The 26343-nt window shown below is 56.1% G+C and carries 22 protein-coding genes and 1 tRNA gene; 11 read left to right on the plus strand and 12 right to left on the minus strand.

The window, feature by feature from the left end; all coding sequences use genetic code 11:
- Window positions 1–35 precede the first annotated feature (35 nt).
- The gene (locus VFX97_19930) at window positions 36–4061 is read left to right on the plus strand and encodes a UvrD-helicase domain-containing protein (protein ID HEX5705481.1); all 4026 of its coding nucleotides are present in this window, start codon (window positions 36–38) and stop codon (window positions 4059–4061) included.
- Window positions 4062–4362: 301 nt separating this feature from the next.
- Here VFX97_19930 and VFX97_19935 read toward each other — a convergent pair whose 3' ends face one another.
- Both VFX97_19935 and VFX97_19940 read right to left on the minus strand, forming a co-directional pair.
- Window positions 4363–4998 carry a zinc ribbon domain-containing protein gene (locus VFX97_19935; GenBank protein ID HEX5705482.1) on the minus strand — a complete coding sequence of 212 codons (636 nt, stop codon included), beginning with the start codon at window positions 4996–4998 and terminating at the stop codon, window positions 4363–4365.
- A gap of 53 nt (window positions 4999–5051) precedes the next feature.
- Window positions 5052–5330 carry a MoaD/ThiS family protein gene (locus VFX97_19940; protein HEX5705483.1) on the minus strand — a complete coding sequence of 93 codons (279 nt, stop codon included), beginning with the start codon at window positions 5328–5330 and terminating at the stop codon, window positions 5052–5054.
- Window positions 5331–5421: 91 nt separating this feature from the next.
- Between VFX97_19940 and VFX97_19945 the strand changes: the two genes are divergently transcribed.
- From VFX97_19945 to VFX97_19980, 8 genes are all read left to right on the plus strand, one after another.
- Window positions 5422–6321: a class I SAM-dependent methyltransferase gene (locus tag VFX97_19945; GenBank protein HEX5705484.1), complete on the plus strand. Its 900-nt coding sequence runs from the start codon at window positions 5422–5424 to the stop codon at window positions 6319–6321.
- Window positions 6322–6414: 93 nt separating this feature from the next.
- The gene (locus VFX97_19950) at window positions 6415–7401 is read left to right on the plus strand and encodes a GDP-mannose 4,6-dehydratase (GenBank protein ID HEX5705485.1); all 987 of its coding nucleotides are present in this window, start codon (window positions 6415–6417) and stop codon (window positions 7399–7401) included.
- Between the two features lie 211 nt (window positions 7402–7612).
- Window positions 7613–8635, plus strand: a complete 1023-nt coding sequence (locus tag VFX97_19955) for a glycosyltransferase family 2 protein (protein ID HEX5705486.1) — start codon at window positions 7613–7615, stop codon at window positions 8633–8635.
- 53 nt (window positions 8636–8688) lie between these two features.
- Complete coding sequence (gene asnB / locus VFX97_19960; protein HEX5705487.1) at window positions 8689–10620, plus strand: asparagine synthase (glutamine-hydrolyzing); 1932 nt, start codon at window positions 8689–8691, stop codon at window positions 10618–10620.
- Between the two features lie 30 nt (window positions 10621–10650).
- Entirely contained in the window at window positions 10651–11241 is a 591-nt protein-coding gene (locus VFX97_19965; protein ID HEX5705488.1) for a hypothetical protein, read from the plus strand.
- 27 nt (window positions 11242–11268) lie between these two features.
- A complete protein-coding gene (locus VFX97_19970) occupies window positions 11269–12447 on the plus strand; it encodes a hypothetical protein (GenBank protein ID HEX5705489.1) in 1179 nt (392 codons plus the stop codon).
- Window positions 12448–12521: 74 nt separating this feature from the next.
- Window positions 12522–13544 (plus strand): DUF354 domain-containing protein, encoded by a 1023-nt coding sequence (locus tag VFX97_19975; GenBank protein ID HEX5705490.1) that lies wholly within the window; start codon window positions 12522–12524, stop codon window positions 13542–13544.
- Window positions 13534–15087 carry a sugar transferase gene (locus tag VFX97_19980; GenBank protein ID HEX5705491.1) on the plus strand — a complete coding sequence of 518 codons (1554 nt, stop codon included), beginning with the start codon at window positions 13534–13536 and terminating at the stop codon, window positions 15085–15087. The genes VFX97_19975 and VFX97_19980 overlap by 11 nt, the downstream gene beginning before the upstream one ends.
- Window positions 15088–15108: 21 nt before the next feature.
- Here VFX97_19980 and VFX97_19985 read toward each other — a convergent pair whose 3' ends face one another.
- Window positions 15109–16194 carry an HD domain-containing phosphohydrolase gene (locus VFX97_19985; protein HEX5705492.1) on the minus strand — a complete coding sequence of 362 codons (1086 nt, stop codon included), beginning with the start codon at window positions 16192–16194 and terminating at the stop codon, window positions 15109–15111.
- A gap of 336 nt (window positions 16195–16530) precedes the next feature.
- On the opposite strand from VFX97_19985, the gene VFX97_19990 reads away from it, so the two are divergent.
- Window positions 16531–16619: transfer RNA gene (locus tag VFX97_19990), tRNA-Leu, on the plus strand.
- Window positions 16620–17239: 620 nt separating this feature from the next.
- On the opposite strand, the gene VFX97_19995 is transcribed toward VFX97_19990, so the two are convergent.
- The 8 genes from VFX97_19995 to VFX97_20030 form a co-directional block, all read right to left on the minus strand.
- Window positions 17240–17557 carry a hypothetical protein gene (locus tag VFX97_19995; protein HEX5705493.1) on the minus strand — a complete coding sequence of 106 codons (318 nt, stop codon included), beginning with the start codon at window positions 17555–17557 and terminating at the stop codon, window positions 17240–17242.
- Window positions 17554–18378: a hypothetical protein gene (locus VFX97_20000; GenBank protein HEX5705494.1), complete on the minus strand. Its 825-nt coding sequence runs from the start codon at window positions 18376–18378 to the stop codon at window positions 17554–17556. Before VFX97_20000 ends, VFX97_19995 begins: the two co-directional genes overlap by 4 nt.
- A 94-nt stretch (window positions 18379–18472) precedes the next feature.
- Window positions 18473–19309 carry a Dam family site-specific DNA-(adenine-N6)-methyltransferase gene (locus tag VFX97_20005; GenBank protein ID HEX5705495.1) on the minus strand — a complete coding sequence of 279 codons (837 nt, stop codon included), beginning with the start codon at window positions 19307–19309 and terminating at the stop codon, window positions 18473–18475.
- A gap of 130 nt (window positions 19310–19439) precedes the next feature.
- Window positions 19440–20144, minus strand: a complete 705-nt coding sequence (locus VFX97_20010) for an ABC transporter ATP-binding protein (GenBank protein HEX5705496.1) — start codon at window positions 20142–20144, stop codon at window positions 19440–19442.
- Window positions 20145–20218: 74 nt separating this feature from the next.
- Window positions 20219–21007, minus strand: a complete 789-nt coding sequence (locus VFX97_20015; GenBank protein ID HEX5705497.1) for an ABC transporter ATP-binding protein — start codon at window positions 21005–21007, stop codon at window positions 20219–20221.
- A complete protein-coding gene (locus VFX97_20020; GenBank protein ID HEX5705498.1) occupies window positions 21004–22164 on the minus strand; it encodes a branched-chain amino acid ABC transporter permease in 1161 nt (386 codons plus the stop codon). The genes VFX97_20015 and VFX97_20020 overlap by 4 nt, the downstream gene beginning before the upstream one ends.
- A 43-nt stretch (window positions 22165–22207) precedes the next feature.
- Window positions 22208–23119 (minus strand): branched-chain amino acid ABC transporter permease, encoded by a 912-nt coding sequence (locus tag VFX97_20025; GenBank protein ID HEX5705499.1) that lies wholly within the window; start codon window positions 23117–23119, stop codon window positions 22208–22210.
- Between the two features lie 39 nt (window positions 23120–23158).
- Complete coding sequence (locus tag VFX97_20030; protein HEX5705500.1) at window positions 23159–24310, minus strand: ABC transporter substrate-binding protein; 1152 nt, start codon at window positions 24308–24310, stop codon at window positions 23159–23161.
- Window positions 24311–24689: 379 nt separating this feature from the next.
- Between VFX97_20030 and VFX97_20035 the strand changes: the two genes are divergently transcribed.
- Window positions 24690–25769, plus strand: a complete 1080-nt coding sequence (locus tag VFX97_20035) for a phosphatidylserine/phosphatidylglycerophosphate/cardiolipin synthase family protein (protein HEX5705501.1) — start codon at window positions 24690–24692, stop codon at window positions 25767–25769.
- 91 nt (window positions 25770–25860) lie between these two features.
- On the opposite strand, the gene VFX97_20040 is transcribed toward VFX97_20035, so the two are convergent.
- Window positions 25861–26325 carry a cytochrome P460 family protein gene (locus tag VFX97_20040; GenBank protein HEX5705502.1) on the minus strand — a complete coding sequence of 155 codons (465 nt, stop codon included), beginning with the start codon at window positions 26323–26325 and terminating at the stop codon, window positions 25861–25863.
- Window positions 26326–26343 lie beyond the last annotated feature (18 nt).

Below are 26343 nucleotides of genomic sequence, written 5' to 3' on the forward strand. Positions count from 1 at the left end.
ACGGTGTCGCTTTTTTGCGCACTCCATAATGTTCGATGGCTCACACATCACCCGGAACGTCACCCGAACTCAAACCTGAACAAGCCGTCGCCGCGTACACACTCGATCGTCACCTTTCCGTGACTGCCGGTCCGGGCGCGGGAAAGACCAGAGTTCTGGTCGAACGCTACCTGGAAATTCTGCGCACCCAAAACGCCTCGGTCGATAACATCGTGGCTATCACTTTCACCAATCGTGCCGCGAATGAAATGCGCGAGCGTGTCCGGGGCGCGATTGATGCTTTGCTGCGCCGCGCGGCACCGGCTGAGCGCCAGGGCTGGCTCCGACATAAGCGGACGCTTGAAGGCGCCGTCATCACGACCATCCACGGTTTCTGCTCGCGCATCCTGCATGAGTTTCCCGTCGAAGCGAACATCGACCCGCAGTTCGTGCTGCTCGATGAACAACAAGCGACGATGATGCTCGAAGCCGTCGTCGACGAGGCTTTGAGCAATGCCATCCATCACGGTAATGAAAAGATCGTGAAGCTCGCGCAGGGCGTCGGCGGTCGCGGCGTTTTGTCCGCAGTGCTGGCAGATCTCTACAAGAATTATCGTGGCGAAGGACTCGCACTCGGCGAGATAAGACGGCGCGCGATGGCTAATCACTTAACCTCCGAAGACTACGCAGCAGCCTTTCGCGCCCTCGACCTGCGCATGTCAGAGTTGCTTAGTGATCGCGTCAAGACACCGGCCGCGCGCGATAAGCAGGCGAAACTTGCCAACGAGTGGCCACGGGTGCGCGCGCTGTTGTCGCAACCGCCGTCCCAACAAACCATCGCTAAGTACTGCCAGGCAATCGAAGACCTGCGCGACGTTCGTCCCTACAAAAGTGTCATCAAGAAAATCGACTTTGTCGATCCATTGTTGTGGGGAGAAAAATCAACGCCTGAGGAGTGTTTCGACGGGAGAGTTCCCTGTATCGGGTTCGATCTGCTGGCGAAGGATCACGCCCTGGCCGTACTGAACCTGATGCAGGAAATCGAAAGCCGTCTTAATGACGAGAAGCAAAAACTCTCCGTGGTCGATTTCGATGACTTGCAGCTCCGGACGCTGAAGTTGCTGAACGAGCATCCGCAGTTGATGAATCGGATTTCGGAACGTTACCGCTTTTTCCTCGTCGATGAATTCCAGGACACGAACGGCCTGCAGCGCGATTTGATGATGAAGCTCGGACTGCGTCGCGGCGCGAACCTTTTCATCGTGGGCGATCGGAAGCAGTCAATTTATGGATTCCGCGGCGCCGATGTTGACGTGTTCGGCGAAATGACCGATGCGATCAAAGCCGCAGGGGGCCTCAAACAGCCGTTACATTTGAACTTTCGCAGTCAGCGCCCGCTGATCGATTGTCTCAACTTCGTTTTCGCGAAGACTTTCCAGCCGCGCGCCGACGTCCCGCCCGAACAGCTGCCGGAGCTCGGTTACGTGGAACACGAAGCCAGCATTGCCGAACGCGAAGCGCGCGACGCGCCGCCTTTGGTTGAGTTTCTCTTCAACATCTTGCCCGACCGGCAATCAGCAGATTATTCCGAAGATGAAGTGCAGAGTCGCTACGAAAGCCGCGATGCTCGCGAACGTGACGCCGCCCAACTGGTCGCGAGAATTCAGGAATTAGTTCGGTTCGCGGACGTCTCGTCCGCTTCCGAGAGCACGCGGGACGCGTGCGTACCCATCAATTACGGCGACATTGCCGTGCTGTTTCGCGCGCTCACCGGCGTGGGCATTTACGAAAGTGCCCTGCGTCGCGGCGGCATTCCGTACCTGACTGTACAGGGCAAGGGTTTTTATCAACGCGAAGAGATCACCGATCTGATTCAGCTGCTGCGGTTTCTCGATAACACGACGGATGAAATCGCTTTGGCGGCCGTGTTGCGCTCGCCCCTTGGCGGCATTTCCGACAACGCGCTGTTCGCGCTGCGTTCGGCGCCCCTGGTGGGCGAGACCACCGACGGCAAAAAGTTGCCGCGCAGAAACCTATGGCGCGCAGTGCGACAGCATCGGGAGATTCAGTTCATCGATGAAGAAGAACATGCGGAACTCGATCGCGTCACAGCCTTCCTCGGCGACATAATTGAGCGACGCAGCCGATACTCGATCGCCGACTTACTGCGTCATGCGGTCGCGGCGGCTGATTTCATGGCCGTAATCGCCGCAAACTTCGACGGCGCGCATCGCATCGCGAACGTCGAAAAGCTTTTTCGCCTCGCGGAAGCGTTTGAAAAATCAGGCGAGCTGATCCGCGACTTTGTGCACTACGTCGAGAAGTTTGAAGAGATCGGTGGGCGTGAGACTGAAGGGCAGATCGACAAAACGGCGAACGTGGTGCGGTTGATGACCATTCATCAGGCAAAGGGTCTCGAGTTTCCCGTGGTCATCCTCCCTGATCTCCAGCGTTACGCAGCTTCGCAGCGCGACAATTCATTGTTTGTCCTGGACCGGCACCGAGGATTCAGTGTGGCCGTGCCTGACGGCCGCGGCGGTGTCGTGCGCGGCGCGACTTTCAAAGAACTGCGACAGCGCGCGGGTTGGCGCGAAGAATTTGAGAGCATGCGGCTTTTGTATGTCGCCGCGACGCGCGCGGAAGATCGTCTGATTTTCTCCGGTGCGGCCACTGAGAAAGAGTTGAAGAACTTAAAAGAGACGAAACGCGAGCAGTGGCTCGCCTGGGTATGGCAAGCTTTGGAACTCGATGAGCATCCGCAAACCGGAGTGCTGAAGTTTGAAGATGGCGTCCAGATCGATTTGCGCGTGAGTCGCGAACCGGCTGGGAGCGCGGGCATACTGCCCGCAACATCGACGGTTTCATCCACGATCGATTCATCTCAGCCGCTTGCTAAAATATTCCCGCTGTTGAGACCCGTCGAGGCCGAACGCGGAACCACGTTGCGACGCTTCACCGTAACTCAACTCATCAATTTTCAGCGTTGCCCGCGGCAGTATTACTTCGAGCGGCTTTTGCGGACACCGGGCGCTGAAGAACTCGCGGTGTGGAACGATGCCGAAGCGCCTGAACCGCCGGCGAACTTAACGGCGACTCTGAAAGGCGCCGTCATCCACCGTTTCTGCGAAACGTTTTGCGAAGGTGACAACGCTGAGGTTCGCTTGCGCGAAAGTTTCGAGCACGTGAGGTTGATGCGGCGCGCCCAATTGGCCGGCAGGGAACTGGGCATCGACGACGCGACGGCGGTGGCTGATTTGCTGCCGCTGGCCCAAAACTATCTGGCGAGCGATGTCTTCCGCCGCGTCGGGGACGCATCGCGATTGCAGTTTTCTGACAATCCGAAATCCGAAATCCGCATTCCGAAATCGTCTGCGGGCCTTTGGAGCGAATTGCGTTTTCGTCTGCGCCGTCGCCTGGGAATTCTGACTGGCACAATCGACAAGCTGCTGATCACGCCCGCCGCCAACGGTTTGGACGTGGAGATAATCGATTTCAAGACGAACCGTTTTAGAGAAAGAGATTTTTCCCCCTCTCCGCACGCGGAGAGGGGGTTAGGGGGAGAGGTTGCGGCGCCGCTTAACCCCACCCCCATCCCCTCCCCGCGCGCGGGGAGGGGAGATTCGACGCGAACCGCGCAACCTGATGGGTCCACGCGAATCGCCCAGCCCGGCCAGGCGGCCTTCGATTTCGAAGCCGCCGCGCAAGCCGTCGCGGTCGAAGTCTCCGCCGCACAACCTGCGTCATCATTCGAAGATCAAATCGACAACGCGGCGCGCGATTACCGTTTGCAGATGCAAGGCTACGCGCTCGCGTTGCGAGAGCTGCTGCCGGAAGACGCGCCCATCAACTCGCTCCGGGCGACGCTGCATTTCATCCATCCGAATGTTGAAGCGATCGTGCCCAACGAACTCCTCGAATACGAAACGTGCGCGCGCGCCATCGACGATGCGATGTCAGAGATCGCTTCGCTTGACGGCACGTTGGAGATGGAGCATTTCCCGCCGATTGCCAATTCGCACTGCCGGATATGTAATTTTTTGAGCTTTTGTTCGGCCGGGCGCGAATGGCTGCGTATGCGATAGCGTTCAGAACGAATTCTTGTGGAGTTTTACACACCCGATTCGCCTAATTAAACGTTGTTTAGGAATATCAGTCAGCCCGAAGGGCTGAAAGAGAGTAGCCGGGGGTTGGGCGCGAAGCGCGATACCCCCGGATCGAGTGTCCATAGTTTCTGACCCTGAAAGGGTCACAGAACTAGTCTTGCACCCTTTCAGGGTGCGAATTCGACGCCTCCGCTTTCCGGGGGTCTACGCTTCGCTGCGACCCCCGGCTACTTTCTTGCAACCCTCCGGGTTGCTTACCCGATCCGTCGGCAGTTCTGACTTAATCCTGTTTCAAGTTTAGCGTGGTGTGTTCGGTAACCGAGGCGCCTTTTTCCGAAGCGAGATTGGAAGTCGTGGGCGACCGTAGCATCGGTGATTCACCGGATCGAACTGGCGGTGGCGTGTAGGCTGAATCGAGCAAATTCTGGAGCTTTGCGTCCGGCAAACGATCATCCAAGGCGCTACGCGTTTTGGTGAAGAGCAATCCATTTAAGATAAAACCAAGTCCAAGCGTGAAAGCGGTTAGACCCAGGCCGCCAACCCAAAGGGCCGCTTCATAGTCCGGACCATTTAGCGCTTCTGACATTATCAATCCGAGGATGCCGGCGCCTAAACCGCATGCGGCGATGATCGTCCCCGCGCGAATTCGACGCAGCCGTTTTTCCTCCGGCGACTCGAGAAACTTTTCCACCTGCGGCAGGACGCTGTCGGTCACGATCTTCAATTCGGCGGCGTCTTTTACGGAACGTATCCGGTCGCCGATAGCGCGGCCAATTTCTTCGCGCGCTGATACGGCCGAGGCGGTGATTGAGTCGGGCCACTCAATACTGACACGGACGGCGCGCAGGTCGACGCCGCAGGCGCGGCAGTATTGGCTAGCCTGACGTTCCTCGGATCCGCAAGTTGGACAGAACATGTTGAAGAGTTATACGGCCGCGATTTGCGAACGTTCAACTAAAAGCGCCGGGTTTAGCCGCCGCTGACCGCGGGCATGATGCAAATATCGGCCGTGCCGTCGAGCGACGCATCCAGCACTTCGTCGCGCCGGACGACGCTGCTGTTCACAAAAATATTCACGTGCTGGCGAACCTCGCCTTGCTCAGTCAGAACCCGATCGCGCAATCCGCCGTGCCGGTTCCAAAGCTCGTGCAAAGCTTCGCGTACCGTCGCCGGCTGCGCATCGACCTTTATTTCGGCGTTGCCGCCAGTGAAGTCGGTCAGATGGCCTGTGATCTGAAAAGTGATCATCTATCGCGGTGCCCGAGCAAGATGCTCGCGGAAGGCAAGATGCCTGCGCTCCGTGGTTCAGTCTATACTGACACCGCACCTTCTACCTTGAATGTCCACTCCGAGTCAAAAACCGGGCGGGGAAGAATTGAAAGAGCGCGTCCGCGTTTTCTGGCAGGCGCACCCGTGCGGCACAAAGTTCAGCGACGCAGAGATCGGCACGCCGGAATTCTTCGAACGCGTCGAAGCGCATCGTTACGACAAAGAGTGGCACATTCCGGCGGCCGCGGACTTCACGAATGCGCGCGGTCTGCGCGTGCTGGAGATTGGCTGCGGCATGGGCACCGACGGCGCGCAGTTCGCGAAGGCGGGTGCGAATTATACGGGCATTGATCTGACTGACGCCGCCGTCGAGTTGGCGCGCAAACGTTTCCAGGTGTCAGGCTTGAAAGGTGAATTTCGGGTCGCTGATGCCGAGCGTCTCGACTTTCCCGATGCGTCGTTTGATTTGGTTTACTCGCACGGCGTTCTGCATCACACGCCCGACATCGAGGCGGCCGTGCGCGAAATTCATCGGGTGTTGAAGCCGGGCGGCCGGGCGATGGTGATGTTGTATCATCGCGGTAGCTACAACTATCGCGTTGGCATTCGGGTTTTGCGGCGCGCCGGAGCGGGGCTGCTGACCAGCGAAGCCGGAATCAAACTGATCAACCTGCTCACGCGCGAACCAATCGACTCGCTCAGAGAGCACGCGCAACTGGCAAAGAACGGCAACTCTTCAGCAGATGATTTTCTCAGCCAGAGCACCGATGGCGCCGGCAACCCGCTCGCCCGGGTCTATTCGCGACGCGAAGCCCGCGAATTGTTCAAAGACTTCTCAGCGGTCGAGTTGCGTGCCTATTTTCTGAACAAGAGATTCATTCCGATTATCGGCAACTTGCTGCCGCGTTCGTTTGAGTCAGCGCTGGCGTCGCGCTGGGGTTGGCATCTTTGGATCTATGCGAAGAAATGATTTGGAGTGCGCCGGCTTGACGGCGCTTTAGCTCCTGCAAAACATTAGGCTTACGAAACTAAAACAAAGCGGCGTCAAGCCGCCGCACTCCAAATGCGAAGCATCTTAATCACTGGCGGCGCGGGCTTCATTGGATCGCACCTGGTTGAGCGTTTGCTCGGCGAGGGCGATTGGCGCATCACAGTCGTCGACGACTTCAACGACTTCTACTCGCCGGCAATCAAACGCGAGAACGTTGGGCCGCATCTTTCGAGTCCGAACTTCAGGTTGATTGAAGCCGACATTCGCGATGCGGAAGCGCTTGCGTCGGCCTTCGACGACACAAAGTTCGATTGCCTTGTGCATCTGGCCGCGCGTGCCGGCGTCAGGCCGTCTTTGAAAGAACCACGTTTGTACGTCGAGACAAATGTTAATGGCACCGTGAACCTTCTGGAGTTAGCGCGCGCTCACGGGGTGAAGCAGTTTGTGTTCGGGTCGTCGTCCTCCGTTTACGGCGTGAACCCGAAAGTTCCGTTCAGCGAAGACGATCCGATATTCAATCCCATCTCGCCGTACGCCGCGACGAAAGCCGCGGGCGAGTTAATCTGCCACTCGTATTCGCATCTTTACGACATGCGAATCGTCTGCCTGCGATTCTTCACCGTGTATGGTGCGCGCCAGCGCCCTGATCTGGCGATTCACAAATTCGCGAAGCTGATTAGCGAAGGGAAACCAATTCCCGTTTTCGGCGACGGCACCACACGCCGCGATTACACATACGTTGATGACATCATTGCCGGCGTTCGCGCGGCGATTGATTACGACCAGACGAATTACGAAGTCATTAATCTCGGCGAATCGCGCACGGTGGAATTGCGCGAACTGATTTCGTTGATCGAGACGGAGCTTGGCACACGCGCGCAGATTGATTGGCAACCACCGCAGCCCGGCGACGTACCGCAAACATTCGCGGACATTTCCAAGGCGCGCCAGCTGCTCCGGTACGACCCGCAGACGCAAATCGAAGATGGTATTCAAAGGTTTGTTCAATGGTTCCGGCGAAACACGCGTCAGCCGCAGTCGCACGTTAACACGCCGTGAATTTCGGCTCGTTGCTTCCAATCCTCATCTCTCTGTGCCTCTGTGAAGGCTCGGTGTCTCTGTGGTAAGCATTTGGTAAGGATTTCTCACCACAGAGACACCGAGTTCCACTGAGACACAGAGAAAACGGCAATTCTCGCGTTGGAGTCTGCCTGATACTGCAATCCCGCGCCATTCAGTTTAAAATGCGACGGTTCAGAAGGAGTTGCATTTGATCACGACTGAATTCAAAGCGCCGCCACGTTTGGCCGAATCCTCGCGGGATGGCGACGCGCCGGAAATTTCTGTTTTTCTGCCGGTATTTAACGAAGAGCCGAACTTGAGACCGCTTCACGAGAAGCTGGATCAGTCGCTCGCGCAACTTGGACGCAGCGCTGAGATTATCTACGTGGACGATGGATCCTCAGACGGCAGTCTGTCGGTGCTTCGCGAGATCGCGGCGCGCGACAGCCGCGTGCGCGTGATTGCGCTGCGACGAAACTATGGCCAGACGCCCGCCATGGCCGCCGGCATCGATGCGGCGCGCGGCGAAGTCCTGATTCCGATGGATGCTGATCTGCAAAACGATCCGGCGGACATCATTCGGCTGCTGGAAAAATTAGACGAGGGTTTTGATGTTGTCTCAGGTTGGCGAAAGAACCGCAAAGATCCGCTGATCACGCGGAAGATTCCTTCCCAAATGGCGAACTGGTTGATCTCAAAGATTGGCGGCGTGCCGCTGCACGATTACGGCTGTTCTTTAAAAGCTTATCGGCGCGAATCGCTCCAGGACGTACAGCTTTATGGCGAGATGCATCGCTTCATTCCGATCTACGCGTCGTGGTCCGGCGCGCGCGTCGCGGAAATCCCCGTCGAGCATCATCCGCGCACGATGGGTAAATCCAAGTACGGTCTGTCCCGCACAATAAAAGTCGTGTTCGATCTGATGACGATCAAGTTCATGGCGTCGTATCAGACAAAGCCGCTTTACGTTTTCGGCTGGGCCGGGTTGTTGACCTTCGCCGTTTCGGTGATATGCGCCGTGCTCGCGTTCGTGATGAAATTCCTAAACTGGCCGCATCACGCGGATTTTGTCGAGACGCCTTTGCCGGTGCTGACCATGGTGCTGCTGGTGCTCGGCGTGCAGTTTTTCTTAATGGGACTACTCGCCGAGATGCTGGTACGGACTTATCACGAGTCCCAGGCTAAAAGGATTTATGCCGTCCGGGAGAGGATTGGTTTCGACGGCGACTAACTCAATGATGTCTTCAACTGCTCACTGCCCACTGCTCACTGCTCACTGAAGTTATGTGCGGAATTGCCGGCTGGGCCAATCTCAATCCACGCACGCCGCCACCTAACGGCGCGGAAGAATTATTGCGCTCGATGTGCGACCGCATGGTGCATCGCGGGCCCGATTCAGAAGGCTATGTAATCGATGACGGTGTCGCCCTGGGCATGCGCCGGCTCGCGATTATCGATCTGATCACTGGCGAGCAGCCCACCTTCAGCGAGGACCACAGCGTCGCGGTGATCCTCAACGGTGAGATTTACAACTATCGCGAGCTGCGCGCGGATCTGGAAGCGCGCGGACATACCTTTCGCAGCGCATCTGACACTGAAGTCCTGCCTCACCTTTACGAAGAATACGGCCGCGACATGGTCGAGCACATTAACGGCATGTTCGCGTTCGCGTTGTGGGACGATCGCCGCCGCCGTTTGTTCCTCGCGCGTGATCGATTCGGCGAGAAGCCGCTTTACTGGGGCGTGTTTGCGGGCACTCTGTTGTTCGCGTCCGAACCGAAAGTGCTGCTCGCGCATCCGTCAGTGCGCCCGGATCTTAATCTCAATGCGCTGCGACAGTATCTTTCGTTCGACTATGTTCCGGCGCCGCTTTCGATTTATGACGGCATCAGCAAGCTGCCGGCGGCGCACCATCTGACGCTCGAAGACGGCCGAGTCGAAGTCCGCCGCTACTGGCAACTGAGTTACAAAACGAAAGAACCGGCGCCCACCGTGGCCGAAGCTGCTTCGCAGCTCCAGGATTTGTTGCAGGATTCAGTGCGCATGCGCCTTGTCTCGGACGTGCCGCTCGGCGTGTTGCTTTCGGGCGGCATCGATTCGTCGCTGGTGACGGCGCTCGCGGTGCGGGCGTCTTCAGAAACGGTCAAGACCTTCTCGATCTCGTTCGCTGAAAGCTCGTTCGACGAGTCCGAATACGCGCGTCGCGTCGCGGCCTATCTCGGCACAGATCATCACGAAGAGCGATTCAGTGCGAGCCTTGCGGCAAATCTCGTCAGTGAAATTGGCGCGTGGATGGACGAGCCGATGAGCGATCCTTCGCTCATGCCGACGTTTCTGCTTTCGCGGTTCACGCGTAAACACGTGACGGTGGCGCTCGGCGGTGACGGGGGTGATGAATTGTTCGCCGGCTACCCGATGTATTTTGGTCACCGGATGGCCCACGCGTACCAAATGATTCCCCGACCGCTCCGAGTGGGACTCATTGAACGCATCGTGAACGGGCTGCCCGTGAAAACGAAGAACCTGTCGTTCGATTACCGCGCGCGCCGGTTCGTGGCCGCCGCGCATTACGACGAAGTCGCGCGCCATCACGTTTGGTTCGGCTCGTTCACGCCGCGCGATCAGGATTTGCTGCTCAGTGAAGAAGTGCGGGCGGCCAGTGACGGCGACATTTATCGGGACGCGCGTCGTATGTTTGCTGAGTGCGACTCAAACGATTTGACCGAGTGCATGCAAAGCCTCGACACGCAGTTCTATCTCGCCGAGGACATTCTGACGAAAGTCGATCGGGCGAGCATGGCAGTGAGTTTGGAAGTGCGCGCGCCGTATCTCGATCCGCGCGTGGCTGAATTCGCCGCCTCGCTGCCGTCGCATTACAAACTGCACGGCTACACGTCGAAGTATATTCTGAAGCGCGCGGCGAAAGGCTTGGTGCCTTCCTTTGTTGGCCGCCGCGGCAAGAAAGGTTTCGGCGTGCCGTTCGCCAAATGGTTGAAAGGCGAGTTGCGTCCACTGGCGCGCGACCTTCTTTCGCCTGACCGTTTGCGCCGCGGTGGTTTATTCAACCCGGAATATGTCGCGCGGCTTCAGGACGAGCACGAACGTGGCGTAGCCAATCACCGCAAGCTGCTTTGGACGCTTTTGTCGTTCGAGTTGTGGCGCGAGAGTTTTGTTGAGACGCCGCGCCGGATCGAAACATCGGTTTCTGCCGTTTAGCAGCGTTCTCGTAAGGAAGGTCCCGGGCAAATGAAAACAATACTGTTTTCGCTCGTAATGGTGATTTCAGTTTGCGGGTCAATTGCCGCCCAGACGAGCACCGAACTCCAGCAGGTCACGCTCCATTACTTTTCTTATCCGCGACACGAGACCACCAGATCTCACGTGAACTTTGAGACGGGTAAGCGAGGCCCCTTGCGCGGTGAGCTGCCCGACGAATTTGATTTGAAGTATGGCGGCCTGCGCATTGAAAAGGATGGCAAGGTCTTTCCCGACTGGTTAAGCGTTGCCGATTCCCGATCAATGATTGTCGAGTTGGGGGCGAAAAAGTGGGAGGACATCAAGCAGACGCCGCCGTTCCCTCAGCCCAAAAAGCCACTTCCGCCGTTATCACTTGCAAAACGCCCGATCGTGATTGACGTTTCTGCCGGATCCAAAGAAGTATCGCCTTATCGCCAGGTCATCGTGGTCAAGCCGGGCCACATGTACCTGATGCGGCTCCTCCACGGAAAGAAAGTTATCTACGCGATGTTCAGGGTTGAGAGTCTTCAATCGTGGGACAATTGCGTGCTCTCATGGAAGCTGGTGAGGCCGCCGAACGTCGACGACAACGAAAAATGACTTGCGTGTCTGTCGCCGCACCGTTAAATGGCAGTTGATCTCAATACCGCTCATCGAGATTTATGGAAGTGGTGCCGCAGTCAGGGCTTGGCCGGCTATGATCCTTTCGACGGTCTGAACAGCTCGTTATTTCAAGCCACACCGCTTCGGCATTCACGCGCCGCGCGTCTGGCCTGGACGCAGTTTCTTAAACGCTCACCATTTAACCTTCGTAAAATCGCCGGCGTTCCCGCAGAGCGGAACGCGAAGGGAATTGCGCTGTTTGCATTGGCGGCGCTTGCCGATTACCGGCGGCTGCAAACAAAAGAAGCTGAAGTCACCGCGCGCGAGTTGCTTGACGATCTAATCGGCATGAGCTTGAAAGGCTTCCGGGGCGCGTGTTGGGGCTACAACTTTGATTGGCAGTCGCGTTCGTTCTTCGCGCCGCGGGGTACGCCGACGATCATCCCCACGGCTTTTGCCGCGCGCGCGCTGTGTGAAGCGGCCGAAGTGATCGACCGCGATGAGTACCTGCCGTTTGCGCGCACCATCTGCGATTTCATTCTCAACGATCTGAATCAGTCGGACGAGACAAGCGAGGAGGTTTGTTTCAGCTATTCGCCGCTCGACCAGACGCGTGTTTTCAATGCCAGTCTAATGGCGGCGGAAGTGCTCGCGACGGTCGGTGGGATGCTGGCCGAACAAAGCCTGTGCGATGCGGCGATGCGTGCGACGCGTTACGTTGTTCGTCGCCAGCTTGCGGATGGGTCGTGGGCGTACGGCGCTGATGGATATCAAACGTGGAGCGATAATTTTCATACGGGTTTCATTCTTACGAGCCTGTCGCGAATCATAAGGGGATGCGAAGCGGGCGATGAGCTCGAGCCGGCTTTGGTACATGGATATGAGCTGTGGAAAGAACGCTTCTTTCTCAGCAACGGTTGGCCCAAGTATTACCCCACGCGGCTTTATCCGGCGGATGTACATTCAACCGCCGCCGCCATCGTGACACTGGTCGAGCTGCGCGGCCGCTTTCCTGGGACGTTGGAACTGGCCGAACGGATCGCCAGTTGGTCGATCGAGAACATGCGCAGCCCGAATGGATACTTTTACTATCAGCGCCATCGATTTCACACAAACCGAATTCCTTACATGCGCTGGTCGCAAGCGTGGATGGCGTACGCGATCTCGCGACTGCTGGAAGGAAGTCAGTACCGGGAGCGGTAGCGACCGGGTCTCGATCAACGTTTGCTCACCGGTCGCTACCGCCCCCGGTACTGACCTCATTACACTGTTGCGTTATGCGACTCTGGATTGATCTCGCCAACTCTCCGCACGTGCCGTTTTTTCGCGCGTTGATTCCGGAGTTTGTTGCGCGCGGTCATCAAGTCGAAATTAGCGCGCGTGACTTCGCGCAAACGGTCGAGCTCGCGACGAAGGCCGGGATGCTGCCGCACGTGATCGGCGGTCATGGCGGCGGCAAGCTCACGCGCAAAGCCGGGAACCTGGTTGGCCGCGCGGCGGCGCTGCGCAAGTGGGCTCGTGATCGGGGATTCGATCTCGCCGTCAGTCACAATTCGTACGCCCAAATCTCCGCAGCTGCGTCGTTGGGCATACGAAGCGTGACGTTGATGGATTACGAGCATCAGCCCGCAAATCATCTCGCTTTTCGGCTGGCGTCGAAAGTGATCGTGCCGCGCGCGTTTCCCTCCGCTGAACTGAAGAAATATGGCGCGTCGCTGCGCAAAGTCGCGCGTTACGACGGGCTGAAGGAAGATGTCTATCTCGCCGAGTTCACTCCTGATCCAAAGTTCGCGGAGGTGCTGCACGAACTCGGCGTCGCCGGCGAAGATGTGCTCATCGTTGCGCGCCCCCCGGCGCATGAAGCCTTGTATCATCGATTCGAAAACGAGTTATTTGACGAGCTGCTGGCCCATTTGAGTTTGCAGCCGAGTGTCAGAACCGTTTTGTTGCCGCGAACGGAAACCCAACGCGCTGACTACGAAGCGCGAAAACTGCCGAACACAATCATGCCCCGTGAAGCGTTGGACGGTGCTAACCTTGTGGCCGCCGCTGACCTGATTGTCAGCGCCGGGGGCACGATGAATCGCGAAGCGGCGGCGTTGGGTGTCCCGGCCGCAAGTATTTACGCCGGCAAGTGGGCGGCGATTGATGAGCAATTGGTCGCGGAAGGACGCCTGAACAAGATCGCCTCACGCGAGGACATCGATTCATTAGTCGTGCAGAAGAAAACGAGCACGGCGCCGCGAGCCAACAAAACAACGCGTGCTGAAGTCGCCAAACTCATCCTTGATGAAGCCTGAACTCGCCAAGACTGGAACCACCGCACAAGCCATTCGCGCTCCGGCGCGCGCGCCGCGCTGGGTCGTGCCCCTCGTCAAGGCGCTTCTGGTTGTTAGCGACATCATTCTCACCACGCTCTCGTTTGCCGCCGCATTTTCTTTGCGCCACAGCGAACCGGTTTTGATCCGCACTGCGGAAGGCGCGCTTGCATGGTCAAGCCAATTCGCGCCGTACGCAGTCCTTTTGCCGCTGGTCATTCCGATCCGTCTGCTCCTGTTGCGTTACTACGATTTGTATCGGCTGCGCGGCGAATTCTCGTTTGTTGATGATGCCGCGCGCGTCTTCAAAGCCACTGCCATCGGCTCACTGCTGATCGTGGCCGCCGCGTTCATGTATCGCGGCGGAGTGGCCTACCGCACGTTCTCGTATTCGCGCGCAATCTTTGCGCTCGACTTTCTGTTGGCGTTCGCGAGTATTGGTCTGCTGCGCGTGATCGTGCGCGCTGCGCAAATCGCAATTCGCCGCCGCGGCGTGAATCTGATTCCAACGCTGATTGTGGGTCGCGGGCCCGAAGCCGCGCTGTGCATTCGCGAGATGCGCGCCCGCCCGGAGCTTGGCTATCGCGTCATCGGAATCGTCGAAAACGGACACGTCGGCGCGCCCGGCGCGACGTTTGAAGGTGTGCCCATCGTCGGTGATCTGAAGTCATTGCCACAGGCGATTCGGGACTCGCACGCAAACGAAGTAATCATTTCCGATCCAAACGTGCCCGGCGAAGATCTGTTTGACGTGATGATCAAGACCGGCCGGCGTCGGGGCGTTGAGTTTCGCATCGCGCCCACGCTGCTGAATTGCCTGCCGAGCAAAACGGAAATCGATCAAGTGGGCTCGCTCCCGATGGTGACGCTGTTCCGCTCTCCTCTATCGAACGCAGCGCGGTTTCTGAAGCGCGCTTCCGATTTGGTAATCGCGATCACCGCGGCGGTGCTGCTGGCGCCGCTCTGGTTACTCGTAGCCCTGCTGATCAAGCTAGATTCGCGCGGACCGGTGTTCTACAAGCAGGAACGTGTCGGCATGGATGGCCGCGTTTTTCTCTTTTACAAGTTTCGTTCGATGCAGAAGGGATCTGACGACGAGCGCCATCGCGAGTTCCAGCGCAAGTACATCAAGGGCGAAGCCGAATCAAATCTCGGCGACGACGAGCGGCCGGCTTACAAGCTTCTCGGTGACGAGCGCGTCACCCGACTGGGACATGTTTTGCGGAAGACCAGTCTCGACGAGCTGCCTCAGCTTTTCAACGTACTGCGCGGCGACATGAGCATCGTCGGCCCGCGTCCGCCGATTCCTTACGAAGTGGAAAGCTACGAACTGTGGCATCGCAAGCGTCTCGACATGAAACCGGGGATTACGGGCCTTTGGCAGGTCTCGGGACGCAACCGTCTGCCATTCGACGAGATGGTGCGCATGGATCTTTACTACATCGAAAACTGGTCGTTGTTATTGGATGTGAAAATTATTCTGCAGACGCTGCCCGTGATGTGGCGCGGTGAAGATGCGTATTAGTCAGAAAGTTTTGAGAGAGACTTAAGCGGTAAGTCGTGATTCGATGGAAGTGCCAACCGGCTTCCATTCAGCGTCGTTCGGTTTTCGCATGAGCGAGCGGCGGCGCAGTTCTTCCCAATCTTCCGGCGGCACGCGATGAAAAGCGGCGACTACTTTTGGATCGAATTGGCGATCGGCCCATTCATCCAATTCAGCGAGCGCAGCTTCGTAAGGCCGGCCCTTGCGGTACACCCGGTCGCTGGTAATCGCGTCGAATGCGTCGGCGACGGAAAAGATGCGCGCGCAGATATCTATGTCTTCACCTTTTAATCCCAACGGATAACCGGAGCCGTCCCACTGCTCGTGATGCTGCGCGACCACGCGGGCGGCGCCTTCCAAAAATTTGATACCACGCAAAATCTGTTGGCCGTGCGTCGGATGTTCGCGCATCCGCACCCACTCTTCATCAGTGAGTTTCGCCGGCTTGCGGAGGATTGCATCGGGCACGCCGATCTTTCCAATGTCGTGAAGCAGCGAGCCGAACTCGAGCGCTTTCATCTCAGCCGCGTTCAAACCATATTCGCGGCCGAGCCGCAGACTGAAGGTAACTACGCGCTCCGAATGGCCATGCGTTTCTGCGTCGCGGGCTTCCAGCGCCGCGGTCAGGGCCTGCAAAGTTGATCGGTAAGCGCTTTCGACTGAGGCCAGTGCGTCGTCTAATTCCGCGGTGCGCTGGACGACCAGTTCTTCGAGGTGATTCTCGTAGCGCTGCTTGCCGACGATTAATTCATGATGCTCCTGCGCGCGCTGGATGGCGGCTTCAACCTGCCGCAGGTCGAACGGCTTCATCAAATAATCGAACGCGCCCAGACGCAGCGCGTTGATCGCGCTCTCCATCGTCTGCATGCCGCTAATCATCACGATGACGGTGTCCGGCGAAATGTCTTTGATGTGCGGAATCATTTCCAGGCCACTCATGCCGCTCATCGTGATGTCGCTGATCACCAGGTCAAAGGTGCCAAGCAGGAGTTGGTCCAAAGCTTCTTCGGCTGAAGAGGCTTCGGCGCAGTCGTATGAGCCTTCAAGCAAATCGTGCAAGACGCCGCGAACGACGGGTTCGTCATCCACGATTAATAGGCGGGGCTTAGTCTGTTCCTGCGACATGAATTCGGTTGAAGTGACGGGCGACTACGCTATGTGGGGCAAACTTCTGATTTGGGGGCCTGCCGGCTCGGGATGGACTCCGAAGCTCGTTAGCGGAATATCTCCAGTCGAATGACTGGCCGAACGATTGTACAATACCGCCTGCCGCGTGGCCAACAAGTTTTTTCATTACTAAAAGGCCTAAAATTGGCCGATTCAGTAGGATCCGGGGTGAGCAGCCGTTTGCGGCCGGTTCAAGTTGACGCTAAGCGCCGGTCTCTCTAATATGGCCTGACGCCGTCGAAAGGCGGTCCCGCAAGAGCCGGAGTGGCGAAATTGGTATACGCACCAGACTCAAAATCTGGCGAGGTTCACTCCTCATGAGAGTTCGAGTCTCTCCTCCGGCACCAAAAAATACAGCTAAATCGCTTTCCCGAATTCAAATATCTAGACCCGCGTAAGCCTTCAAGTATGCAGTCAGAATTCTTATCCAAGAACTGCAAACTCCTCAAAAACCTCCGCTAGATTTTCGCGACGATCCATCGACTTCATGTCTCCGACCGCCATAAACGACAAACTCGACCTCGACTCTCCGAACATCTTCTACCAAGTTCCCAGTGACAACCATCTACTTCGTTAAGACAAGCCAAGAGTGCTGAATCAGCAGAATCAGAATAAGGATTGTTACGATCAGCTCCTTAGATTCCCAGGCTAATTCCTTACCTCTCCGCACAGTATGTATGGCCACATCGAAGTAGTAGTCGATTGACGGATGTTGGGACCTGCTTACAGGAAGAATTGTTGGACTCGATTTGGCGGGTTTAGGTGCAAGTTGTTCAGACATACGCATTACTCCATTTTCTTTGCGTTGTGTCTGAAACTGGGTATTAGGGTATGCCCGAAACACCCTCTTTGCAACCGAAAAAGAAGTTATTACTGTAATAACTTCTGCTGATAAACCGAAGAGAGGCAAACAAAACTTTTCGCTATCTAATTTGAAGTTTTCTTTTGTGGATTTTTGAACCGCTAGTTACGTCTTGCGTTTTCGCCCACCCTTCTTTTTCTGTGGCCACCGTCCGCTTTGAACCACAGCCGGCGCTCGCTCATTCGGGTTGCGGCGTATTGCATTTGGGGTGATCGGTTTCCCCTCACGTTCTTGAGCAGCCTGAAGTACAGGAAACTCGATGCCTTCAACAAGCAATGGTTTTCCGTTAGCCCCCCCCGCGAGAGTTTTCCACCAGTCTCTTCTTTGCTTGCTACCGCGTGCCGCTATCTTCTCCATAGCTTCGTCGATCTGACTGACCACGTCATCATAGTTATTCTGATTCAGCCACTGTCGCCAGTTCATGCGTCGCTCTCGTCTGCCGATTGCCAGATATGCACTTTGCTTTCGGGACCGCTCTCAATCATCCAGATTTGTTCTTCACCATTCACGAGCTGAATGATGCTTCTAACAAAGAGCTTCTTAAACAGTAAGCGAATTTTGGCAAGTTCGTCATCATCTTGGTAGGGAAAAATAAAGCGCGTGACAGCCGTAGTCTCATCTACTAAATATCTTCGGCCAATCTTTTGGAAGGCAGCAACTTCGTCTTGCGTAAGCACCTTACCGGAGCGGAATCGGCCGTCTACATGGCTGATCGAATAACCTACGAAGTGATCTTCGATGAAGTTTAAGATTTCTAAAAGGTACAGGTCATCAGAGATACCTGCTAAACGCGGAAAGAGGCCACTTAAATCCGACGAGGAAATGGTTCGCAGCTTTGCGAGTAAGGTGTCTTTGTAAAACAATGCGTCAAGGGTTGTGCGAAGGTAAGCCTCGTTCGTCAATGGCATCAAGAAGTCATAAATCAAAACCTCTCGCTTGATCGGCTCATAGTCAGTGACGACTCTACGTACTTGAGTGACATGTTGTTTGAACCGTCGCCAGTCGACGAGTTTCCGGAATGATTCAGTTACGTGAAACCTTTCGCTCGGGGATATTTTGAACCCACCACCTACATTTTCTATTAAGCCCTTATACAGCTTACTGAGATATGTTTCGTAAGTTCTAGGCTTCTTTTTATCCCACCCAACCGCGTCGACGAATTCGGCGAGTGTAAAAGGTTCCTGAGTCTGAAGATGCTCTAATAGGAAGGTGTGGGCAGCGCGCTGGGTGTTGTCTTTCCCCATTTCTTTTTTCCTGTGCCTTCACGAGCCGCGCGGGTTGGTTGGTCTTCGGGATCCTGGCGGCCGGCTTCGTCAGATTTCAGCTGCGCGAATCATACTACGGCAAATTTCGGATCGCCATGACTTCTGGGGCTGGGGTTCTATCGCCATTGCAGCTTATTCGGCGGGGAGCCTTCATAAACTTGAGGTCAAAGCCTAGTCTTCGGTAGAGATCGATTATTCGTTTCGTCGCCTGATTAACTAGAATAACCGGTCCCGGATGCTTAGATAACCACACTGCGGTTGTTTCTTGCTCATGCCAGCCAAATCCCCCTTGTGAATACTGGCGAAACTCCACGTCGTACGGAGGATCCGCATAAATGAAGTCGTGTTCGTGTAGGTCAAGCTCTTTGAAGTGCAGATTGGTGAATTCCCAATTGGCAAACAGCGCCCGATATTCCCGAAAATCCACTTTGTAGCTGATCTTTTCGTAACGACCAAACGGCACATTAAATTCGCCACTCCGATTGAATCGGCAAAGCCCGTTGAAGCCGGTTCTATTGAGATAGTAGAAGAGGCCTGCAGCTTCTCGCGTATCGCTTTTTCCCTCTTTTAATAGTCTGTTGAAGTCACGACGCCGCGCATAGAAAAACGATTCGTTATTCTTTGCGACTAAGTCCGACACAAACCCTCGCTTTAGCTGTCTATAAAAATTGATCAGATGGGGATTGATGTCATTTAGCAACGCGTTCTCAGGCAGAAGTCCGAGTGCTACTGCAAGACCGCCGCAAAAGGGTTCCACTAGCCTCCTATATTGCTTAGGCTGCCAGTAAGGAACGAGGTAAGGAATCTGCCATCGTTTGCCGCCAGCCCACTTGAGTGGTGGACGAGCTCTTGCAGCAGGAGGTTCCGCTTCAAACAAGGTTGGTAAGAATGAGCGTGCAACTGCCGACATTTGATTCAAAGTTCGTAACGCGATTCGCAGCTGATAGTACAGAGGCTGTTGCATGGACGCAACAAGCGCCTATCATAATGATTCGGGCTAAGGGTTAGGGGGTTTCGGCCGAAACCTTGCGACAGGGAGTTTATTCCCCGAGGTAGGCTTCTTTAATTCGCGGATCGTTGGCGAGGTCTTTGGAATTACCTTCCATCGTGATCTCGCCGGTTTCCAAAACGTAAGCGCGATCGGAATGGTGCAGGGCAGCGTGGGCGTTCTGTTCGACGAGCAGAATCGTAGTGCCTTCGCTGCGAATTGAATCGATCGCTTCGAAGATTGTGTGCACCACCAGGGGCGCCAGACCCAACGAAGGCTCATCAAGCAGAAGCAAACGCGGACGAGACATCAGTGCTCGTCCCATGGCCAGCATTTGCTGCTCGCCGCCGGACAAGGTGCCGGCCTTCTGATTTTCGCGCTCTTTCAGACGCGAAAACATCTCGAAAACTTTCGCCAGGTCGCCGTTTATCTGGGCGCGGTTCTTTTGCAGATACGCACCCATATTCAGGTTTTCGCGTACGGACAAATTCGCGAACACGCCGCGCCCCTCGGGCGACATCGAAATTCCGCGGGCTACGAGTTTGTGAGTCGCCGTGCCGCCGATGTCCTCGCCCTCGAAAGTGACCTTGCCGGCACGCGGCGACAGCAAGCCGGTGATCGTGCGCAGCGTGGTGGTCTTGCCGGCGCCGTTCGCGCCAATGAGCGTTACGACCTCGCCTTTCTCGACATGCATCGAGATGCCGCGCAGCGCTTCGATGGCGCCGTAATTCACTGAGACATTTTCTAAAGTCAGCATAAAAACTGTCAGTGGTCAGTCGTCAGTAGTCAGTCGTAAAAGCGAACAACTGACCACGGACTACTGACAACGGACTAATCCCCGAGATACGCTTCAATCACTTTCGGATCGTTGCGAATTTCTTCCGGCAAGCCAAGCGCGATTGATTTTCCATAATCGACTACCTGAATGCGCTCGCAAACACCCATGACCACTTTCATGTTGTGCTCGACCAGAAGGATTGTCAGCCCGAATCGATCGCGAATCTGCTGAATCAGATTCATCAAATCCCCCTGCTCCGAAGGATTCAAACCGGCGGCCGGCTCATCCAGCAGCAGAAGTTTCGGTCGCGTGGCGAGCGCGCGCACGATCTCTAAACGGCGCTGCTTGCCGTAGGGCAAGCTCGTACCGCCTTCATCCTTTACGTCGGCCAGATCGAAAATTTCGAGCAGTTCCATCGCGAACTTCCGATGTTCCTCTTCGTCGCGATAGTACCGTGGCAGCCGCAGCACCGCGTCCATCAGGCTCTGCCGCGCGTGAATGTGGCATGCGGTCATGACGTTTTCCAACACGGACATGCCGGGGAACAAGCGAATATTTTGAAAAGTCCGCGAGACACCGCGTCGCGAAATCTGATAGGGACGCAGGCCGTCGATGCGCTCGCCCTCGAAATGAATCTCGCCGGAAGTTGGTTCATAAACGCCGGTCAGCAGATTGAAGATCGTTGTCTTGCCCGCGCCGTTCGGTCCGATGAGGCCGTAGATCTCGCCGCGCTTGACCTGCATGTCCAGTTCGTTGACGGCCACCAGTCCGCCGAAGCGAATTGTGCATTTCGCCGCGCGCAGCGGATGTTCGCCGCTGGCTTTTGGATTAGCCGCACTCATCGGTTCTCTAATTCCTTCTCACTCTTCTTAGTTGAATCGCTCTGCTCTGCGATTGGCGCGCCGGTGGATCCGCCTATGGCACCGCCACCTTCCGGACGTTTGCGCGCGCGCTTGAGCCATGACGCGATTTCATAGTTGCCCAGGATGCCCTGGGGACGCGTAATCATGATGATGATCAGCAGCAACGCATAAATGACGAGACGATAGTTGTAAACGCCGCCGGGCAGCATGCGCAGGACCTCGGGCACAAATGTGATCACCAGCGCGCCCAGCACGGCGCCGGTGATCGAGCCCATCCCCCCGAGCACAATCATGATGATGATTTCGAACGAGCGGACAAACGTGAAGTCGTTTGGATGCGGCAGCCGCCAGTGGCCGTAGAGCGCGCCCGCCACGCCGGCGAACGCTGAGCTGATCACAAACGACGTTACCTTGTATCGCGTCGTGTTAACGCCCATGGCCTGCGCCGCCAGCTCGTCTTCGCGAATCGAAATCAACGCGCGGCCCATGTCCGAATTCACGATGTTGTAGATGACGACAATCGTGATCACCGCGAGGAAGCCTATCCAAAAGAAATTGGTGTATGCCGGAATCGTTAGCCGCCCCAGTGAGGGATCGGAACACGTGATATTCGTGATCGGATCGACGCAGCCCCGGAAACCGGTGGCGCCGCCGATTTTGTTCATGTTGGTGATCACGATGCGGATAATCTCCGCAAAACCGAGGGTCGCAATCGCCAGGTAATCTCCGCGCAAGCGCAGAGTCGGAATGCCGACAATCAATCCCGCTACGGCGGCGGCCAGCGCGCCAATGATGATTACTAACGCGAAGACGATCGCGGCCGCGACTGAGGCGCCCAGAATTCCGGCCAGCCACTGCTCAAGTCCCTGCGTGTAATAGACAGTCATGAACGTCGACGAATACGCGCCGACGGCCATGAAGCCGATATGTCCGATCGAGAATTGACCGGTGAAGCCGTTAATGAGATTGAGAGAGACGGCGAGGATGATGTTGATACCCGCCATCTTCCAGAGATCGACCTGGTAGAGCGGAACGCCGAAACCAAACAGACCTTCCTTGCTCATCGCCAGGTTCAGCGCGTAGAGCACGGCGATGATGATCAGCGCGATGAGGAAGCGTTTGACGAACGAAATCATGTTTTCAGGTAAACAAAAAGATTCGGAGTTGTTCAGCGATCCACTAAACTTTCTCCTGCACGGTCGTGCCCAGAATGCCTGACGGACGAATTAACAGAACCAGAATCAGAATGGCGAAAGCGACTGCATCGCGATAAGTTGATTGAATCCCGATGTTGCTGCCGTAGCCGACGACCATCGTCTCAGCCACGCCGATGAGCAGCCCGCCGAGTACCGCGCCCGGAATATTGCCAATGCCGCCGAGCACCGCCGCCACGAAGGCTTTCAATCCGGTCGTGATGCCCATCAACGGATCGATCGTCGGGCTGTATTGCGCGGTCAGGACGCCGCCCGCCGCTGCCAGCGCCGAACCCAGCGCGAACGTAAACATGATGATCGCATCGGTATTGATGCCCATCAGCTTGGCTGAATTCAGGTTGAACGAAACGGCGCGCATCGCGGTGCCGACTTTCGTCTTAAAAATAATCCATTGCAGGATCACCATCAGCGCGATCGAAACGGCGAAAATCAGAATCTGCGATTTTGAGATGGCGGCGTTCCCGAACAAAGGGAACGTAGTGTCATTGATCAGTTGCGGAAAGCCGCGTCCTTGTCCGCCGAACAGCGCGACGAACAGGTTTTCTAATAAGAGCGAAACTCCGATCGCAGTAATCAGCGTCGTCATCCGCGCGTACTTTCTGACCGGCCGGTAAGCGAAGCGCTCGATCACCATCCCGAAGATTGCTGCAACCACCATCGACCCGATCAGCACAAAAAGAAGGCCGCCCCACGACGGCCCCAATCCTAGTTTCAGCGCAATGAAGTAACCGGCAAACGCGCCGACCATGTAAATGTCGCCGTGCGCGAAATTGATCAGACGAAGGATGCCGTAAACCATCGTGTAGCCGAGCGCAATCAGCGCATAGATGGCTCCGATGTTTAGGCCGTTGATGAGCTGCTGAACGAAAGTGTCCATCTTAAGACTCTTAATCTAAGAAGAGATCCTCTGACGTTCTTACGGTGCGATCGTTTCTTTGTAAACGAACTGTTTGTTCTTCAATTCGAGCACGACGGCCGATTTCACGGCGTTACGCTCTTCGTTGAGACTGATGATTCCGGTGATGCCCTTGTAGTCTTTGGTCGTGGCGATCGCATTGCGCAACGCCGCGCACTCAGTGCCATTGGCGCGCTTGATCGCATCAGCCAGGACCATCATGGCGTCGTAGCCGAGTGCGGCCAGCGCATCGGGCGCCGTGCCGTTGTATTTCGCCTTGAAGCGTCTGACGAAGTCCTGAATCTCCGGTTTAGGATCGTCAACCGAGTAATGGTTCGAGATGAAACTACCGTTCAAAGAGTCGCCGCCGAGGTCCCAAAGCTGTGGCGAGTCCCAACCATCACCGCCGAGCAGCGGCGCGGTGATTCCCAATTGTTTCGTCTGCTTGGCGATGACGCCGACTTCCTGATAGTAGCCGGGAACATAAATCACATCTGGTTTCAGATCGCGAATGGCCGTCAACTGGCCGGTGAAATCGCGGTCGCGTTGCGCGTAGGCTTTCTCAGTGACGATCTCGCCGCCGAGTTTAGTGAAGGCCGCTTTGAAGAACTGAACCAGGCCCTTGCTGTAGTCAGAGTTTGAATCGAAAAGAATCGCGGCCTTCTTCGCTTTCAAACTGTTCGCCGCGAACTTGGCCATGACTTCACCCTGAAACGGATCGATGAAACATACACGGAAGATGTAATCACCAACCTGCGTGACTTTCGGATTCGTCGAAGACGGCGAAATCATCGGCACCTTGCCTTCCTGAGCATGCGGCGCAGCCGCGAGGCTATTAGAAGATGCCACTTCGCCGATTAACGCCCGGACCTGATCCTGATTGATCAGTTTGGTCACGACGGTGGCGGCTTTGCCCGGTTCGCCCTGATCGTCTTCATGAATGAGTTGCACCTGACGACCGTTGATGCCGCCCGACGCATTGATCTCATCGGCCGCCATCTGCGAGCCGTTCTTGGTTGATTGGCCGAAGCTGGACGTTTGTCCAGTCAGATCGCCATATACACCAATCTTGATCGTGCCGCCGGGGTCGGCGCAGTTACCGCCGCGGCGCGTGCAGGTCGCCGACGCGAACACAGCAGTAATCAGGGTCAATGCGATGAGAATCCGTTTCATAGTTCACCTCACAGAGCGTTTCGGACCAGGCTTTCGGTTTTGCGGACAGCATCATAGCGGCGAGTCTTGGAATTAGGCAAACCCATTCTGAGGCTACTGTGCTTCGTGCTCTGTACTTGGGGCTTGTGCTTAGTACTTTGTACTTCGGGCTTTGATGCCTATTCAGAGCTAGTCACCTTGATGGAGAGGTCCAAGTACAAAGCACAAAGAACAAAGCACAAGTACTCAGCACGGTGACCAATGCCGGCGCATGAAGCCGAAATCGTTCGGGTTCTGGCGGCGAATCGAATACAATCATGGCGCCTCTGGGAGCGCATCCTGGGAGCGCAGGCATCTTGCTACTCTTAACCACCCGCTAGCGCAGGCGGTTCTGAACCGAATGTCGATAGAACTTCTCGTCAATTTCCACGAATTCTGGTCGCGCTTGCGCGGAGACATTGAGCGCGCGCATGAGTCGGTGTTTGTTCAGACCTTTGCGTTTGAAGGTGATTCAGTCGGCAAACAATTGGCTGAAACCCTGCTGCTCTCGCCCGCGTCTGACAAGCGAGTACTGGCTGATTCGTTTACGCGGATTGTTTTGAGCGATCGTTTTCGTTATTCGCCGGCCAACCTGCTTGACCGCGGACTGCAGCACGAAGCGCGAGAAACCGTGGCGATGCGAAAAAAGTTAGAGGCGGCGGGAACCAGGATCAGGTTTACGAACGCGTACCGCCCCACGCCGCGGACTTTGCTGAGCCGCAATCACAAGAAGCTGATCGTGATCGACGCATCGACGGCGTACATCGGCGGCATCAATTTCAGTGAGCACAACGCAGCGTGGCACGACATGATGCTGCGGATTGACGATCGGGCTGCGGTGGCGTTCCTGCGAAAAGATTTTCTTTCGACCTGGGACGGCGGGGATCACTTCGCGCACGGTGACTTTCCCGATCTCGAACTGTTCACGCTTGACGGTCGCGACAACCGGCGCGCGTTCCAGCGCGTACTTAATCTGATTGATGGCGCTCGCCGCAGCGTCTTCGTCGAGAGTCCTTACATCACGTTTCCGTTTTACGAGCGTTTGCGCGTGGCGGCGGATCGCGGCGTTAATGTGAAAGTTGTGACGCCCGGACAAAACAACTGGAGTTACTTCGCGAACTACGCGCGGTGTGAATCGGCACGATCAAAAATCGATCTGAGATTGTCCCAACGGGGAATGAGTCACTTAAAAGCGATGCTGATCGATGAAGAAGTTCTGATTGCCGGCTCTTCAAATTTTGATTACTTGAGTTACCGGCTGTATCAGGAAATCCTGGGCGTCTTCACCGACCAGGCGTTGATTTCCGACTTTCGTCAACGGGTGATGCTGCCCGACGTGGCGAACAGCGTCGCGGTCGATTGTCAGGCCAGTGCGTTCGACCTTCGTTGGTTGAATTGGCAGAACCGGCTGATCGATTTCGCGGTGACCACACTCACCTGAAACCCCGTGGCACAGACTTCAGTCTGTGAATTCAACTGACATTGAACGCGGCTGAGTACAAACCACAGACTAAAGTCTGTGCCACCATTCTTCAGCGCTTATCCATTGGAAAAACAAAATCGTTCTGCGCTGCCGACGCGTGACACTTCAGGCATTTGCCGTTCTTCTCGCGGTTCAGAATCTTTGTTCCGGTTCCGCTTAGCGTCAGAAATTCCCAACCGTTTGCTTTACGATTAAAGCTCTTCTCTCGTTTGATCATCACGACCAGCCGATCGGGATCTGATGATGGCGACCAGCGTCGCTCGCGCACGATGACCGTGCCGACCGGAAAACTAAACGGCTCACGTTCGAATCCACGGCGTCCGACCTCGTTCACATAACCGAAACCAAAGCTCGTTTCATGCCTGCCGTCGTCTTTCGTCGAACGATCAGGCGGCGGTTCAGAGCGCGGAAACCCAACTCTGGTCGAGTTTCCGGTGGTGATGACATTCGGCAGCCCGTCCATCACAGTACGCTGCGGAAAGTTGAGGGTCGATGCGGGGCGAGCAGCGCGCACGGCGCTGAAGCTAACGCT

It is taken from the genome of Pyrinomonadaceae bacterium, from assembly GCA_036277115.1.
Taxonomy (GTDB): Bacteria; Acidobacteriota; Blastocatellia; order Pyrinomonadales; family Pyrinomonadaceae; genus UBA11740.

What these genes read in the sequence shown, in the direction of transcription:
- VFX97_19930 (HEX5705481.1), top strand. Translation starts at nt 36, where the DNA reads ATGGCTCACACATCACCCGGAACGTCACCCGAACTCAAACCTGAACAA.
- VFX97_19935 (HEX5705482.1), bottom strand. Translation starts at nt 4,998, where the DNA reads ATGTTCTGTCCAACTTGCGGATCCGAGGAACGTCAGGCTAGCCAATAC.
- VFX97_19940 (HEX5705483.1), bottom strand. Translation starts at nt 5,330, where the DNA reads ATGATCACTTTTCAGATCACAGGCCATCTGACCGACTTCACTGGCGGC.
- VFX97_19945 (HEX5705484.1), top strand. Translation starts at nt 5,422, where the DNA reads ATGTCCACTCCGAGTCAAAAACCGGGCGGGGAAGAATTGAAAGAGCGC.
- VFX97_19950 (HEX5705485.1), top strand. Translation starts at nt 6,415, where the DNA reads ATGCGAAGCATCTTAATCACTGGCGGCGCGGGCTTCATTGGATCGCAC.
- asnB (HEX5705487.1), top strand. Translation starts at nt 8,689, where the DNA reads ATGTGCGGAATTGCCGGCTGGGCCAATCTCAATCCACGCACGCCGCCA.
- VFX97_19965 (HEX5705488.1), top strand. Translation starts at nt 10,651, where the DNA reads ATGAAAACAATACTGTTTTCGCTCGTAATGGTGATTTCAGTTTGCGGG.
- VFX97_19970 (HEX5705489.1), top strand. Translation starts at nt 11,269, where the DNA reads ATGGCAGTTGATCTCAATACCGCTCATCGAGATTTATGGAAGTGGTGC.
- VFX97_19975 (HEX5705490.1), top strand. Translation starts at nt 12,522, where the DNA reads ATGCGACTCTGGATTGATCTCGCCAACTCTCCGCACGTGCCGTTTTTT.
- VFX97_19980 (HEX5705491.1), top strand. Translation starts at nt 13,534, where the DNA reads ATGAAGCCTGAACTCGCCAAGACTGGAACCACCGCACAAGCCATTCGC.
- VFX97_19995 (HEX5705493.1), bottom strand. Translation starts at nt 17,557, where the DNA reads ATGAACTGGCGACAGTGGCTGAATCAGAATAACTATGATGACGTGGTC.
- VFX97_20000 (HEX5705494.1), bottom strand. Translation starts at nt 18,378, where the DNA reads ATGGGGAAAGACAACACCCAGCGCGCTGCCCACACCTTCCTATTAGAG.
- VFX97_20005 (HEX5705495.1), bottom strand. Translation starts at nt 19,309, where the DNA reads ATGTCGGCAGTTGCACGCTCATTCTTACCAACCTTGTTTGAAGCGGAA.
- VFX97_20010 (HEX5705496.1), bottom strand. Translation starts at nt 20,144, where the DNA reads ATGCTGACTTTAGAAAATGTCTCAGTGAATTACGGCGCCATCGAAGCG.
- VFX97_20015 (HEX5705497.1), bottom strand. Translation starts at nt 21,007, where the DNA reads ATGAGTGCGGCTAATCCAAAAGCCAGCGGCGAACATCCGCTGCGCGCG.
- VFX97_20020 (HEX5705498.1), bottom strand. Translation starts at nt 22,164, where the DNA reads ATGATTTCGTTCGTCAAACGCTTCCTCATCGCGCTGATCATCATCGCC.
- VFX97_20025 (HEX5705499.1), bottom strand. Translation starts at nt 23,119, where the DNA reads ATGGACACTTTCGTTCAGCAGCTCATCAACGGCCTAAACATCGGAGCC.
- VFX97_20030 (HEX5705500.1), bottom strand. Translation starts at nt 24,310, where the DNA reads ATGAAACGGATTCTCATCGCATTGACCCTGATTACTGCTGTGTTCGCG.
- VFX97_20035 (HEX5705501.1), top strand. Translation starts at nt 24,690, where the DNA reads ATGTCGATAGAACTTCTCGTCAATTTCCACGAATTCTGGTCGCGCTTG.